Source organism: Acinetobacter sp. ANC 4218 (genome assembly GCF_002135245.1).
In the GTDB taxonomy this organism is placed as follows: Bacteria; Pseudomonadota; Gammaproteobacteria; order Pseudomonadales; family Moraxellaceae; genus Acinetobacter.
On the sequence record NZ_NEGD01000026.1, the window covers coordinates 1 to 15,084 of the forward strand.

At 38.5% G+C, this 15,084-nt stretch carries 11 protein-coding genes and 2 pseudogenes; 9 read left to right on the plus strand and 4 right to left on the minus strand.

Going from position 1 to position 15,084, the window contains the following annotated elements:
- Both B9T38_RS16245 and B9T38_RS16250 read left to right on the plus strand, forming a co-directional pair.
- Window positions 1-165: zinc ribbon domain-containing protein (locus B9T38_RS16245; RefSeq protein WP_143222754.1), on the plus strand; the 165-nt coding region annotated here is incomplete at its 5' end.
- A gap of 66 nt (window positions 166-231) precedes the next feature.
- Entirely contained in the window at window positions 232-966 is a 735-nt protein-coding gene (locus B9T38_RS16250; RefSeq protein WP_086197747.1) for a GGDEF domain-containing protein, read from the plus strand.
- Window positions 967-1,099: 133 nt separating this feature from the next.
- Here the strand turns inward: B9T38_RS16250 and B9T38_RS16255 are convergent, their stop codons facing one another.
- Window positions 1,100-2,032, minus strand: a complete 933-nt coding sequence (locus B9T38_RS16255; protein WP_086197748.1) for an IS5-like element ISAha3 family transposase — start codon at window positions 2,030-2,032, stop codon at window positions 1,100-1,102.
- Window positions 2,033-2,939: 907 nt separating this feature from the next.
- Here B9T38_RS16255 and B9T38_RS16855 point away from each other — a divergent pair.
- The 3 genes and pseudogenes from B9T38_RS16855 (at window position 2,940) to B9T38_RS16265 (ending at window position 6,052) form a co-directional block, all read left to right on the plus strand.
- Window positions 2,940-3,116 (plus strand): hypothetical protein, encoded by a 177-nt coding sequence (locus B9T38_RS16855; protein ID WP_171263265.1) that lies wholly within the window; start codon window positions 2,940-2,942, stop codon window positions 3,114-3,116.
- Window positions 3,117-3,489: 373 nt separating this feature from the next.
- The gene (locus B9T38_RS16260; protein ID WP_086197749.1) at window positions 3,490-4,749 is read left to right on the plus strand and encodes a mechanosensitive ion channel family protein; all 1,260 of its coding nucleotides are present in this window, start codon (window positions 3,490-3,492) and stop codon (window positions 4,747-4,749) included.
- 200 nt (window positions 4,750-4,949) lie between these two features.
- A pseudogene (locus B9T38_RS16265) lies at window positions 4,950-6,052 on the plus strand (BCCT family transporter).
- 32 nt (window positions 6,053-6,084) lie between these two features.
- Here B9T38_RS16265 and B9T38_RS16270 read toward each other — a convergent pair.
- The gene (locus B9T38_RS16270) at window positions 6,085-7,494 is read right to left on the minus strand and encodes a TIGR00341 family protein (RefSeq protein ID WP_086197750.1); all 1,410 of its coding nucleotides are present in this window, start codon (window positions 7,492-7,494) and stop codon (window positions 6,085-6,087) included.
- 258 nt (window positions 7,495-7,752) lie between these two features.
- Between B9T38_RS16270 and mtlD the strand changes: the two genes are divergently transcribed.
- The 4 genes and pseudogenes from mtlD (at window position 7,753) to B9T38_RS16290 (ending at window position 12,232) form a co-directional block, all read left to right on the plus strand.
- Window positions 7,753-9,894, plus strand: coding sequence for a bifunctional mannitol-1-phosphate dehydrogenase/phosphatase (gene mtlD, locus B9T38_RS16275; RefSeq protein WP_086197751.1), 2,142 nt, complete (start codon window positions 7,753-7,755; stop codon window positions 9,892-9,894).
- Between the two features lie 284 nt (window positions 9,895-10,178).
- Window positions 10,179-10,337 (plus strand): RcnB family protein, encoded by a 159-nt coding sequence (locus B9T38_RS16280; protein ID WP_251992263.1) that lies wholly within the window; start codon window positions 10,179-10,181, stop codon window positions 10,335-10,337.
- Between the two features lie 90 nt (window positions 10,338-10,427).
- Window positions 10,428-11,130: pseudogene (locus B9T38_RS16285) on the plus strand (IS6 family transposase).
- Window positions 11,131-11,884: 754 nt separating this feature from the next.
- On the plus strand, window positions 11,885-12,232 hold the full coding sequence (locus B9T38_RS16290) for a hypothetical protein (RefSeq protein WP_016165163.1): 348 nt from the start codon (window positions 11,885-11,887) through the stop codon (window positions 12,230-12,232).
- Between the two features lie 356 nt (window positions 12,233-12,588).
- Here B9T38_RS16290 and B9T38_RS16295 read toward each other — a convergent pair whose 3' ends face one another.
- Window positions 12,589-13,923 carry an ISNCY family transposase gene (locus B9T38_RS16295; protein ID WP_086197753.1) on the minus strand — a complete coding sequence of 445 codons (1,335 nt, stop codon included), beginning with the start codon at window positions 13,921-13,923 and terminating at the stop codon, window positions 12,589-12,591.
- A gap of 212 nt (window positions 13,924-14,135) precedes the next feature.
- Complete coding sequence (locus B9T38_RS16300; RefSeq protein ID WP_086197754.1) at window positions 14,136-14,792, minus strand: endonuclease III domain-containing protein; 657 nt, start codon at window positions 14,790-14,792, stop codon at window positions 14,136-14,138.
- Between the last annotated feature and the right edge of the window lie 292 nt (window positions 14,793-15,084).

A 15,084-nucleotide genomic window follows, 5' to 3' on the forward strand; every position in this document is an offset into this window, starting at 1 on the left:
GCTAAATTTGAGTGCGTTTCGTGTGGATATGTTGCGAATGCGGATATTAACGCATCTCGTAACATCTTAGCGGTAGGACATACCGTTTTGTCTGTGGAGGGAAGACGCAGTAAAGGTCGCCCTGCGAAGCAGAAAGCAAGCGAAATCCGTGAGGAAGTCGCCTAAGAGCCTTTGCTTTTAGAATCCCTGAGAAACGAGTTTCGCAAGGAGCTAGTCGAAAGTGGTGGGAGTATGTCAATGTGTCATTTTGGCAAATGGTTTCAATCAAATCATGCTAAATTCGAAAAAATCAATACTGACAAAACCCGGGAACTGGAGCAGGCGCATTATCTTGTGCATCATCATTTGCATCATATATTTTCCAAGCTCAGAGACAATCAGTGCGTAGAGGCAGCTTTAGTCAGTCAATATCAAAAAAGTCAGAATGATCTGCTGGAACTGCTGATTTATTTTAGAACCCATTTGATTACCCAGGCATTGCAGTACGACCCTTTAACCGGTTTGGCCTTAAGATATGGAATGGAGAATCAATTCAGTACCTTGCGTCAGAGTACTGAAAAAAACCAGAAAATAATGGCGGTCGGTTTACTGGATTTGGATCATTTTAAAGAGGTCAATGATCAATATGGACATCAGGCGGGTGATGAAGTTCTTGCTCATACGGCGCAGATCCTGCGTGATTCTCTTCGAGACACGGACAACATTTTTTGCTTTGGTGGCGAGGAATTTCTAATCTTTCTAGAAGTGGACAATGCTGATTCCCTGCATGAGATTATCGACAGAATTTTTCATTCACTGCATAGCAATCCGACCCAACTAAAAAGTGGTGAAGTGATCTATATCACCGCCACGGTCGGTATTATCCACGTCGAGCCTGATGAAACCATGGAAAAAGCCATTGCAAGAGCGGACCAGGCGATGTATTCAGGAAAGCAGCAGGGACGAGACCGGGCAGTCTTTGCATGACAAGATATTTTGTAGCTTGCTCGTCTGCTGGGTGTCTGATTTATAAATATAGCTAAGTTACGCTAAGTGGGCTTTCCTGAGGGCTTTGTTGCATAAACATTCAAAAGCTGAGTTTTCCCCAATCCATTCAAATTTAAGAGACAACTTGGGTGTGAGGTCTACCTAATTCCGTAAATCTATTCAGAACTGCCACACGCGCATGAATTTCATTGACCTGACTTTGAAAATGTCTTGCCGTCAGCTTATCTCCTAATAATTTGATGCAATGCATCTTGGTTTCCACCAAACTACGACGGTGATAACCCGACCATTTTTTCCATAGGGTTCTGCCTAAATGTTTAACCGTTTGAAGTAACTCATTTCGTTCTATTGAACTTATTTTAGAATCTTTCCAGGGCTTGGCATTCTTTCTGGGTGGAATTACTGCATGTGCTTGACGATCTGAAATCACTTGTCTGCAGCACTTCGTGTCGTACGCGCCATCGGTATAGACAGAATCTATTCGCTCATCTAGTGGAATTTGATCCAGTAAATCACCTAGTACTTGTGAATCACTGACATTATTTGTCGTAAGCTGAACGGCACGTATTTGCAGTGTTTCAGCATCTATACCAATATGCAGTTTACGCCATTGCCGACGGTATTCAGGCTGATGTTTTTTACGCTTCCATTCGCCTTCACCTAAAAATTTTAAACCCGTAGAGTCGACGAGTAGGTGTAACCCATCACGACTTTTCTGATAGCTTATCGCAATATCAATATGCTTTTGTCGTCTACAAAGGGTGGAGTAATCTGGTGCTGTCCAATTCAAGCCACAGAGTTTAATCAGGCTTTGAACAAAGCCAGTAACCATACGTAAAGAAAGACGGAATAGAGATTTGATCATTAAACAGCATTGAATCGCTGTATCGGAATAAGTTTGATTTCGTCCGTGCTTGCCTTGTGGTTGTGCATACCATTGCGTCTTAGGATCAAACCAGATTGAAATATTTCCTCGCTTGATTAAAGCTTGGTTATACGAGGACCAATTGGTTGTACGATAGATTTTAGGTGTAGGCTTCTTCATCTGGAAATTATATTGCTGAAGAAGCCTTCAAGAATAGCTTTGTGCAACAAAGCCACCCAAAACTAATAACACCGTTATTTAGAAATGCATACTACTCTTTATTATTTTATAGATAAATCTGGGTTATTAAACATTTAATTTAAAAAATAATATTTATACATAAAAAACAAAAAATATAATACTATTATTTAATCAATATTATATTTTTATTATTATACTTATGCCCTCTTCGACACTCCAAAAAATCTTGGTTAAAAACAATCATAGATTGACTTCAAAAAACAGCAACCCACCTCCGCACACAGAAAACCAACTAAAAATTAGATCAAAAAATATCCATTACTACCGTTACACGGCGAAAAAAATTTCAATACATACCCATTTTTGATTTTTCGTCCGTTCAATACAGACCCAAATTATTTTCAATACAGACCCATTTAAGGGTTTTAGCCCCACCGTTACACGGCAAAACGCAAAGTGTTACACGGCGAAATCCAAATCGTTACACGGCGAAATCCAAATCGTTACACGGCGAAATGCTAAGTGTTACACGGCAAAACCCCAAATACCCCCCATTTATTAATCTAAATTTTATGATTAAACAACTCTAGTATTTATATAAATTCAGTATGTATTCTATATATTCAAATATTTATTTTCTGATTTTTATTTAAATTAATATTTATTGCAATAAAAAATAAAAATCTATTAAATATTTTTAATATTAAATTAAAGAAAATCCCATATAGAAACAAATTATTTTAATAATACTTTATAACCATCCCTAAAAAAAATAAATATTATTGGCATCAAAAAACACACTATTGTCAATAAAAATATACTGATTGGCATCAAAGAAATACTAATTTCCATTGATTGGAATGAATTGGCACGAATTGGAATTGTGATGGCTAATTTTGACTCAACAAATAATTTTATTGCCAATAAAAATATACTCATTGGCATCAAAGAAATGCTAATTTCCATTGATTGGAATGAATTGGCACGAATTGGAATTGTGATGGCTAATTTTGACTCAACAAATAATTTTATTGCCAATAAAAATATACTCATTGGCATCTAAAAACAGGTTTTTGAGAGAGCTTTATACCTCCAAAACAGGTTTATATGCCTGAATCTAACCAATCAAGCGCCACTGTTATTGAGACTATAATGGCAAAGTTGAGCGACACTTTGGTTTGCAAGGATATTTACTAAGGTATCCATCTAGAATAAGAATGGGTGTTCAAGTAGTTGTTGATTTTGCAGATTAAGTTAAAAACCAGAATATGTAACAAAATTTTAGAATGTAGAAGAAGCGTTACTTTAAATTAAAAATAGAACACTGCCAGATACACTACATCATCTTTACAGGTCGAGTGTGAGGGATTCGCAGATCAAGCGATATGTCCTTTACTCAGTAAATTAAATATTTAAAACCTTAAAGAGAGTATCTTTTGCAACAATTTAACTTTATTCAAAATCTTCAAGAATGGTCTAATCAATACCCCTGGTTAGAGATGGTTTCCTCCTTCAGTATTGTGATTTTTTTGGCAATCCTCGCTAATTTTTTTTCCAAACAAGTCATTGTACGTGGCATACGCAAGCTTATTTCGAAAACAGGCTTTGGCAATAACGACATCGTTACCCAATATAGTGTAATACAGCGTATAGCGAATATTGTACCTGCACTGGTGATCATGAATGGGATTTCTACAGTTCCTCACCTGTCAGATAAAGTTGAAAATTTTGTGCAAATGGGCACACAGGCTTTTATATTCTTGACTATTGCACTGGCAATATCAGAATTTCTCAATATTTTTAACCTGATTTATCAGCGTAATCCTAAATCTAGAAACAAACCTATTAAAGGATACCTGCAGTTAGTAAAACTGATTATTTATGTGGTCTGTGTCCTGATGATTATTGGCACGTTCCTAGATAAAGATGTGTTTACTTTACTGGCAGGTTTTGGAGCAATGGCAGCCGTATTGATGCTGGTGTTTCAAAATACCATCTTGTCTTTAGTCGCATCTGTACAAATTTCTTCGTATGACATGGTGCGTATTGGTGATTGGATTGAAATGCCATCACTAAATGCAGATGGTGATGTCATTGATATCTCCTTGCATACGGTCACAGTACAAAACTGGGACAAAACACTCACCACGATTCCAACCAACAAACTGATTACTGATACCTTTAAAAACTGGCGAGGCATGCAGGATGCGGGGGTAAGACGGATTAAACGTTCATTGCTGATCGATCAAAGCTCCGTGCATTTTATGACGTCTCAAGAACAAGACAAGCTGAAAAATTTCTTATTACTAGATCACTATCTCAATAGTAAAAATGAGGAACTTGAACAGTCCAATCAGCAGTTAGTCAATCAGTCTCAATATAACCACCGTCGTTTAACCAATCTGGGTACTTTCCGTGCTTATATTGAGTTTTACTTGAAACAACACCCAAGCATAAACAATACAGAAGCGTTGATTATTCGCCAGTTACAACCGACTAGCGAAGGTTTACCTTTAGAAATTTATGCCTTCACTCAAACCGCGCTCTGGAAGGAGTATGAAAATATCCAGTCAGATATTTTTGATCATTTAATTGCGATTATTCCTGAGTTTGGCTTAAAACTGTATCAAGCACCTTCCGGTACAGACTTCAGGCAATTGGCAATCACGACTTCAGAAAGGCTTGAATATAACTAAGGCATTATATTGTGAAGCTCAGCAATCTCCATCCTCTAACAATTCTGAAGTACTAAATGAAGTTCTAGCACCTAATCCGTTTAGTTCTTTACATCAAATAGATAGTTAAACATGAGAGCTGCTTTCTTTTAAATAAGTAGCTCATCTAATAATTTTTCTTCTTTTGGAGCTTTGTTCCAATACAAAATATGGGGGGAATTATGCCTTCGAAAAACGAATCCTGGTTTGATAATGTCAATCCAAATGTTTTTTTGAGTACCGTTGCACTCATTTCTGTTTTTTTGACATTTGTGATTTTTACGCCTGCAGCATTTGATCTGATTACACAGCAGCTAAATCAATGGATTACCCATTCATTTAGCTGGTTCTATGTGTTGTCTGTCGCAATATTTTTGATCGTACTCGCGTGTATTGCCTTATCGAAAATAGGGCAAATCAAACTTGGCCCCGATCACAGTGAACCTGAATATAAAAACAGCTCCTGGTTTGCCATGCTTTTTACTGCGGGGATGGGCATTGGTCTAATGTTTTTTGGGATTGCGGAGCCTGTCATGCACTATGTCAGCCCACCAACCGGAACGCCCGAAACCATTCAATCAGCGCAACAGGCGATGAGAATTACGTTTTTCCATTGGGGCTTACATGCTTGGGCAATTTATGCCTTGGTAGGTTTAAGTCTGGCATATTTCTCATTCAGACATAACTTACCTTTAAAAGTTCGCTCAGGTCTATAAGTGCCTTGCAATCTGCAGTGATCATGAGTGCCTTGCCTTTTACTTTCATTATGCTGTTATTGTGCTGGGGGTTAATCAAGGCACTACGTTTAGATGTCTTAAAAGTACAGGCCCTACAAAGTGCTAGGATCACACCACGAGCTATACAAAACCCAAGAAGCTGGCAACAGCGTCTAGGTTTAATTATGCATTACCCACATTCTAAAGCCGAAGTAACGGCCTATATTCATCAGAATGTTCATCAGGCTTTTCAGAACATAAAACATGAATTTCAGTGCCGGAATCTGGATGTTTCAATCCGTGAGGTTGATGGGGGGCTATTACTGAAAGTAGATCATCAAAATGAAATCAACTTCATCTATCAAGTCGTGGCTACTGAAACACGAGCTCCGAGTTTTATGCTCGATGACGAAAGTAGCCTCTCTCAGAAATATTACAAAGCGGAAGTTTTTCTAAAAGAAGGGGGAAAAAACTACAATGTCATGGAATGGACACAAGAAGATTTACTCCAGGACATTATTGATCAATACGAACGCCACTTGTATTTTTTAAATGTAGTCCGTAATTAAACAATCTACATAGCAGTTCAAATTAACAAGTATTAGTTTGAACTGCTATCTTTTTGATTAACAATATCTTGATTTACCAAAAAATTTAATAGTACAGCATCCGTCTTCATTCTAACCTTGAACCAATTTTCAATGCGAATTTGATCTTCACTCGATAGTGGTTCAGATGTTCTCACACTAAGTTGCAGTATTTGCTTTTGATTGGGATCAGTCGGTAAATCAATGCCTTGTCCTAGAAAAATAGAGCTTACAGTGGGATGCTGTGCACGTAGCTCTGCAAAAACATCATTTGCATTGGCAAATAAAGCATTTTTCACCCTTAATTCTTGCTGTAATTGTTTTACCTGTTCATCCTTTTGGCGCAGGGCTTCTTGTCCATTCAGATACAAATCACTCAATACCCCAGATTTTAAGGCAGTCACATCAACCTTATCATCATTGGTTTGATGCACAATAATTTTAGTTCCTTCGAGATTTGCAACAGCAAGTCTCCCTTCAATATTCTGCAACGTCGCCTGACTTAAGGGCAAACCGACTAAAGCCAACTCAATGGTCCGTGTCTTGCTATCAATTTTTGAACTGGCGACTTGTGTTTCTTTAAAGGTAAATTCTTGTGTAATGAATTTGTTGGCAGTTGATTTAAAAACTTCTTCATTAACTAATTTAGTCGCCAGATAGGCACTTGGAATTGCGGTCACCATTGCGATCATCAGCAAAGATATTTTTACACATCTTTCTACTTTTTCGTCAGCAAAACTATGTGGCTTTAACCTTAAAATCCGGATACCGATAATAGTTGCCAAACTGATGAACACACAATTGATGGTATATAAATACAGTGCACCACCAACAAAGCTCCACTGTCCAGTTGCAATACCAAATCCAGCAGTACAGACAGGTGGCATCAATGCTGTAGCAATCGCCACCCCTGGAATAACATTTGATTTTTCTTCTCGAGTGATCCCAATGATTCCTGCCAATCCACCAAATAATGCGATGAGCACATCCCAAACGGTTGGGCTAGTTCGTGATAAAAGTTCAGATTGTGCATTATCGAGGGGTGATATCGAGAAATATAGAGTGGATACGACCAAGCTGATCAGTGTTGCAATAACTAGGTTGAAGAGTGCCCGTTTTACCAGTTTAAAGTCATAAACTGCTACACCCAGCCCCACCCCCATGATCGGTCCCATAAGTGGAGAAATTAGCATTGCGCCAATAACCACGGCTGTTGAATTGATATTTAATCCGACTGATGCAATAAAAATAGCGAATATTAAAATCCAGGGAATGGCTCCTGATAGCTCAATCCCATCACGAATACGACGCTCGATTTCATCATCTTCTGCCTTATCTGCCAGCAGACTAAAGCGATGGCGTGCACGTCTTAATCTACTTGTATAATTAAAGGAGGAGTTGTGTTTATTAGAGGTGTTGGTCAATTTAACATCCTACTTTTTATCCATCTGTGGAAAGACCTTTAATCTCAGTCGATTTTTGGTCCTCGTGATTACCTTAGAGTGAGAAAATGAAACATTCCAGAAAACTAACTTTACTCAAAATTACAAAAAAGTCTTAATATCTCCTGCGATTGATTAATTAATAAACATAAATGTTTCATTTCTTATAATCGTTTCATCAAGTTATCAGTTCTCCTTATGATTTGTCAGATTGTAGTGTTACAGTAAGAGGGATTATAAGTGCTTAAATTTAATAATGATATTATTCATGGGGCAATTTTCGACATGGATGGAACCATGTTTGATACTGAACGTTTACGTTTTCAAACCTTGAAGCAAGCATCTCAGGAATTGATCGGTGTTTCATTTAGTGATGCTTATTTAATGGCTTGTCTGGGACTCAGTGCAAGTAGTGCACATCAACTAGCCAAACAGCAGTATGGGGACGATATCCCTTATGCAGAGATCCGACAACGAGCTGATGAGCTTGAACTCGAAAGTGTCAGAAGTTTAGGTGTACCCATTAAAAAAGGGTTGGTACAGGTACTAGAACGTTTACGTAAATCTGGTTTACGCATGGCAGTTGCGACATCAAGTCGTCGCTTAATTGCTGAAGAATATCTGATCAATGCCAACGTTTATAAATTCTTTGATGTACTGGTGTGTGGTGATGAAGTACAGAAAGGTAAACCACATCCGGAAATTTTTCTTTCCGCTGCTGAAAAACTCAATTTACCTACATCAGAATGCTTAATGTTCGAGGATTCGGAAAATGGTATTACTTCAGCCTATAATGCTGGTGGGGTTACCATCTTGCTACAAGACATCAAGGAACCTAATTCCAACATGCTGGCCAAAACAGATTACTTTTTTGAAAGTATGTATGACTGCCTGCATCAATTGGATCAACATACACTAAACTTGGAAATGCCAACACTTCAAGAGTCTTTTCCACAAAGTCTGAATCAATTGACCGTTGGCATTCATGGATTTGGTGCGATTGGCGGTGGCTTCATGGCACAGATCCTGTCCCACTGGGATGGCTATACACGTCCAAAGCGAATCTATGCCTCAACCCATAATTCCTTGTATCGTTCAGCAGTGAATGCCTTTGGCAGTTACTGTATTCGTTATGGCCAGCTTTCCTATGATGAACGTATTGAAAATATGCATATCATTGATGCGGGTAATATTGAACAGATGCAGGAGATGTATATTGCCTCAAGCATGATAGCTGTTTGCTTGCCGGAACAGGCGATTGCAACTGAGGCCAGAACAATTGCCCAAGGCTTATATGCCCGTCATATTGCCAATAATGAACAGTTCACGAATCCTTTAACCGTCCTCATTATCTTAAATAAAATCGGTGCTAAACACTTATTGCTTGAACATGTGCATAGCGCTTTGGTTGAAATTACAGCTCCAGACATTGCTGAGCAGATTTTAGAGCAGCATTATTTCTGTGATACGGTCGTTAACCGAATGGTTTCCAAATTGACCGACCAAAACCTTTACCGTCAGTTGCGTATTAAGTACAACATTTTTAAGCAATACCAACTCGATCACGACCTTGATCATGCTGATATTGAAGATGCTACCCGTTTGAATCCTGAACAGGAAAGGTTAGCTTCAATGTATGTCGAAGAGATGTGCAGTAACTTTAAACCCAGCCATATTTTGCAGACCATGGACTTGATTCTATTCCATGCAGAAGTGGACATGCCGATTTACGTAGAAAATAACAGTCCCTTGCTAGGCAAAATGCGTCAGATGGTGTTGGTGGATGATATTCAGGAAATTCAGTTGATAAAAAACAGGTTATGGAATGGTGTTCATGCCATGACTACCTGGTACGCAACACGCCTCGGCTACGAAACGATTGGTTTAGCTATGGCAGACCCAAAAGTGAGAGAGTTTATGGAGGGGCTTCTTGAAGAAGTGAAGGCTGGGCTTACCCTTACCCTACCACATCGCAAAAATGATCTTGATGATCTGGCAAAAAGCTTTATTAATTCTTGTGTCAATGCCTACAAAGATCCGTGTGAACGTGTAGCACGTGATCCTTTACGAAAGTTAGCCGCTTCAGAACGCGTCTTGGGATCAATTGCTTGTAATATTCAGCAGGGCTTACCTTACCAGAACTTAAGTCAAGGTGCCTTATATGGTTACTACTACTCTATTCAGCAAAAAGATATTAGCTATGGTGAAGCAATTGAACATCTTAAAATTCAGTTAGGGCAATCTGGATTAAACGAGCAACATCAGCAAACCCTACAGCGAAATATTGAAACACAGTTAGCTCAATTGCTCCCGGCTAAACATAAGACGCACAATCCTCATTGTGTAGACCTAGCAAAGCAAATGGATCATAGCCTGACCTGATTGTGTCATAGGATTTAACCAGAATAGAATAAACTCATATTTATGAGGTCAAGCATGCTTGACCTCATGTGTACAATAATTTCCCAAGGATAAATTTAACAAGCCGACTTCATTTTTTAAAATATTTAAGTTTTGAAGTGACTGATAAAAATATAAGCTAAAACTCCACACGCAATTGAGAAAGGCACAACGACAGCTAACCAAATACTAAACTGACAACTTAAATTTTGAATCAATTGTGCAGATGGAGTTTCATAAAATGGTTATGTGTGTCTAGAGTTTTAGTGGCTATTCACTATTATGGTCAGGGTTATAGATTTGATTATCGGAAGAATAAGAAACTTGCCAAACCAGAGAAAAATCAAAGATGGATTCGTGTAAATGGTGATTATATTCTAATTAATACAGTGAACCACCGTATCTTAAGAGTTGTTCCTGGTTGATCTTTGTAATCTGATTATCAAAAGGGAGCGGCACTGTTGCAAATAGCTGCTGATGGTAAGCTAAATCGTTTTTAGCTAAAGGTTTAACCTATGAATCCCTTCCATGGTCGGCATTTTCAGGGCGAAATCATCCTTTGGGCTGTGCGCTGGTATTGTAAATATGGCATCAGCTATCGTGAACTTCAGGAAATGCTTGCCGAACGTGGTGTAAAGGTTGATCACACCACTATTTACGTTGGGTTCAGCACTATGCTCCTGAAATAGAAAGACGCTTACGCTGGTACTGGCGTAATCTTAGTGATCTGAGCTCATGGCATATTAATGAAACTTATGTAAAAGTGAATGGACAATGGTCTTATCTGTATCGTGCAGTCGATCAACGTGGCCATACCATTGATTTTTACCTTTCTTCTAGACGTAATACCAAATCAGCCTATTGTTTTCTTGGAAAATTTTAAATAATGTAAAGAAATGGCAAATTCCACGGGTGATTAATACGGATAAAGCACCCACATATGGACGTGCTTTATCATGGTTAAAACAGGAAAGAAAATGTCCACCAGACCTTGAGCACAGGCAGGTTAAGTACAAAAATAACGTGATCGAATGTGATCATGGCAAGATAAAGCGGATTATCAGGGCCACGTTAGGATTCAAATCCATGAAGACAGCTTATGCCACAATTAAAGGGATTGAAGTCATGCGTGCACTGCGTAAAGGACAAGCTTCGTCATTTTATTATGGTCAGCCTCAGGGTGAAGTGCATTTAATCAACAGGGTTTTCGGTCTCTAAGCTTTTTTGAATCGGATATCCGACTTAGCTCCCTATTTGCAACAGTGCCATAAAAACCCAGTTCTATGCACCGGATTTTTCTATTTGGGGCTTACAAACAAACATTGACCTAGAACGACAAAACGTAGTTTTTAGATAGCTAGTTATAGCTAACTTACAACTAGGTTTAGTTATTTTAATTAAACTATTGATTAAGCCCACTTAACATATTGATTTATTAATTAATATTTTGATTTTTTGATATATTCCGCCACTGAATATTACTTGAATAGCGTACAAAATAATCAATAGAAACTGCTGTAGTTTCTGAATGACCTTTCTAGGTCCTTAGTTTATAAGCCTGCCTCACTTTCCTTGAGCGGGCTTTTTTTTGCTTGGATTTTAATTGTCATTATTCAATTACTCCTTTGATGGGTTGAATAGCCACTGATTTTATAGATACCTTTTAGTTAGATTTTTCAGTTTTTATAAGAACTACTGATTAGGACCTTGACACCCTGCTTTTTACTGGATAATCTTATTTCAACGCAGCAAAATCTGTGTGCAGGCGTGAGAACCTGATAAAATATCTAGGTGCAATTAAATGTCGCACTTGCGGCTATTTTTTTGCCTACTGTTAAGCAGTCCCTATGGTAGCTTAGCAGGGCAGCTTCGTGCTGGCTGATCCTAGATTCAGTATTCTCACCCCTGTTAAGTTGCCTCCATTGCCGTGAGAAGCGATGGAGATAATTAAACTCTTATCTAGGAAACTGCTATGCATACTAAATTCAATGATGCAAACCCATGCATGCCAAAAAACCTCGCTAAACAACTGATTGTCGAAAGCGCTAAACTTCTGAATCATCAACAACGCCAAGCCTTGCTCGATATTTTCATGACTTTAGATCAGGCGGAAAAAACAGCTGAAAAGACACTTCAGCAACATGCTGTAGCGCAACAAAGCACCCACAACTTTTCTCAAGATCACGAATGCCAAGAAGACAATCAGGAATATTGGTCAGGTCATTACTATGATTCTTACAGTCAAGAATATCCGGAAGATTGGGTAAAACGGACTCAGTCCACCCCACATCGTCATAAGTTCCCTAGAACTGCTTACTGATCGTGGGGGGGCCTCTTTAAAAGTAGGCATCATAATCCGAGCTACTCGACTGAGTTGGCTCGGATGAGGATGAATACCGGGGAAACTGAGGGATTTGAGAACCTGATGACAGTCGTTGATTTACATTTCAAAATCCAGTCCTGGACTGCGCTTAGCAGCCCGTTGCTCTGCTTGCAGTTTTTTACCCTGATCTAACTCATCTAGAGCCGTGAAGATATCTCCTGAATTAAATCCCCTAAATTTTCTTGATAGCTCTCGACTGGTTATTAGGTAGGACATTTCTACTTGGGAATAACAACCGATGTTATTCACCAATTAAAATGTCTATGCGATAAACCATTTAAAATGTCCTGTTTTTAACTGCAAGAGTCAAGAACAGGATTTAAATTTCTTTGTTCAATAACAGCTTTCTGAGCTTTACGACTCGGCATACTTTTCTTGAGACGGGAACGTTTATTTTGTTTTTCCAACTCTTCATGCTGTTGCTGGATATGCGCCAGAACTGAGCCTAATCTTTTATTCTCAACAATCTCATTTTGCTGTAGCCCAGCCAATTTATTGAAGATGCTGTAATTGAGCTTTCGGCCTTCGTGCATGATGGCTACAGTGCCATCCGGGTACTCCAGAAATGAAATGTATTGCCCAACAAGTTTGTGATTCAGTGCTGTTGGCTCAAGCATATAAATACACTTGTCATAAGTGATGGTCAGGTTCTTCGTGACCTTACGCGGTTCCTGCCAAGTAAAAATATCCTCCAGCTCAGCATCAGATTCGGTTAATGGTCGATGTAAATTCTTTGAGTTTCGCGCACATTTGGCGAACTTCTGATTGAACTGCTCAATAAAGCAGGGCAGCCAGGCATTTGCTTCGGCAATCGAACTGATACCCTCCAGGCGCATCTCCTTGATCAGACGGTCCTGAAGTGTCCTGTTGGCACGTTCCACACGTCCTTTTGCTTGTGGTGAGTTGGCAAAGATAATATCAATGTTTAACTCATTCAGAATCTGCCCAAATTGCGTGATCTTGCTGTCCTGGCTCGATTTCTGATTCACTCGGAAGACCGAGTGTTTATCGCTATAAAAGGCCAGAGGCTTGCCGTATTGCTCAATGTAGGCTCTAGTCGAAAGCATATAATCGAAGGTCGTTTCCGCCTCACAGAAGCGCAGATGCAACAGCTTTCCAGTGGCATCATCGATATACACCAATAAACAGCACTTAGCAGCGCGTCCTTCGAACCAGTCATGATATGAGCCATCAATCTGGATCAGCTCACCGAAGCAATCACGGTTATATCGAGGCTGATATGGGCGTTTAAGACGCTTGGATCGTGGAATCCAGAGCCCATTGGCCGTCATCCAGCGCCGAAGCGTTTCTACCGGGATATTCAGGTCAAATATGCTGCTGAGCTTCTCATGGGCCAAGGTGGGTCCAAATCCCAGCAGATGTTCAGAAATAATGGAAAGGCACTTTGATTTTAACAAGTCATCATGGCGACGATGACCTGGTTGACCACGACTGGCATGCGCCATACCTGAGACACCATCTTGATTGAGCTTTTGTAATAACCGGGTAATTTGACGGGTTGAAAGATTGAGAATTTCAGCAGCACGGACTTGTGTAATACGTTGATCTCGAACGTCTTGCAGAACAGCAAGACGTTGAATTTCTTTGTCAGACATAGTGATCAGCATCTATATTTCATATCCAGTCCATGATGGCTAAACCATCATAAACTAGACATTTTTATTGGTGAGAATATAGACATTTTGAATGGGTTCTAACAAGTGTATTGCGTATAACCACCATTATGTTAAATGAGGTACTTACATACGTCATTCCTCTCTAATTTCTACTGTATGGAATAATTCAATCAGTTTAGTATTAATGAAGTAGATATAAAACATCATCCGATGGTTTTATAAGAACAATAATTACATATGACACATTCTTCACATTTAGGTTTTCTTGCATGACATACTTTCATGCCATGTTGAATTAACCATTCGTGAGCATGCTTTTTAAATTCAATTGGTGTGATGGTATTTATAGTCTCAGCTGCAATTTCAGCCGAAGATGTTTTCACGATACCTAGCCTATTTAGTAGTCTTAAAATGTGCGTATCTACAGCGATACTAGGGGTGTCGAATACAAAATTCATCATAATATCTGCAACCTTTGGCCCAACTCCTTGCAATGAGAGTAAGTCTTTTTTGTTGCTTGGTATCTCACCATTAAACTTAGTAATAATCTGATGAGCCATAACTTTTAGGTTTTTAGTTTTACGATTGTAATGTGCTACAGGTTTAATTATTTCTCTTAATTCTTCATCCTCTAGTTTTAATAGTTCCTCAAATGTTGATACCTTTTCATATAACGGAACGCATGCTTTTACAACTCTGCTAGTCGTAGTCATAGTTGATAAGCAGACAGAAACCAGACTTTTAAAAGGATTGCTTGATAATCCATTGGTCATCCATGGATCATCTGTATTCTCGAAAATTTCATAGGTCTGGCTTAAGATTAAGTAAATTTTCGAAATTTTTTCTGGATTTGTAGTCATGAAAGAAATCTAAACTATTAAAAGTGCTTTAACTTTATAAAAATTTAAGAAAAAATGTCAGTATTACTTTTCATTTTTATTAGTAGATAAAAGATCATTTATAAAAAATTGAACTTACACAAATAGTTTACAAGCTCTGGTTAAGATTTTCTAAAATTAACATAATACAGCTTATACGCAATAACATTGTTAGAACCCATTCAAAATGTCTATATTCTCACCAATAAAAATGTCTAGTTTATGATGGTTTTTATCACCATGGACTGGATATAAAATATAGATGCTGATCACT

Excerpts from the sequence above, each read along its gene's own strand:
- B9T38_RS16855 (WP_171263265.1), top strand. The coding sequence starts at position 2,940 with ATGGCTAATTTTGACTCAACAAATAATTTTATTGCCAATAAAAATATA.
- B9T38_RS16300 (WP_086197754.1), bottom strand. The coding sequence starts at position 14,792 with ATGACTACAAATCCAGAAAAAATTTCGAAAATTTACTTAATCTTAAGC.
- B9T38_RS16295 (WP_086197753.1), bottom strand. The coding sequence starts at position 13,923 with ATGCTGATCACTATGTCTGACAAAGAAATTCAACGTCTTGCTGTTCTG.
- B9T38_RS16250 (WP_086197747.1), top strand. The coding sequence starts at position 232 with ATGTCAATGTGTCATTTTGGCAAATGGTTTCAATCAAATCATGCTAAA.
- B9T38_RS16290 (WP_016165163.1), top strand. The coding sequence starts at position 11,885 with ATGCATACTAAATTCAATGATGCAAACCCATGCATGCCAAAAAACCTC.
- B9T38_RS16255 (WP_086197748.1), bottom strand. The coding sequence starts at position 2,032 with ATGAAGAAGCCTACACCTAAAATCTATCGTACAACCAATTGGTCCTCG.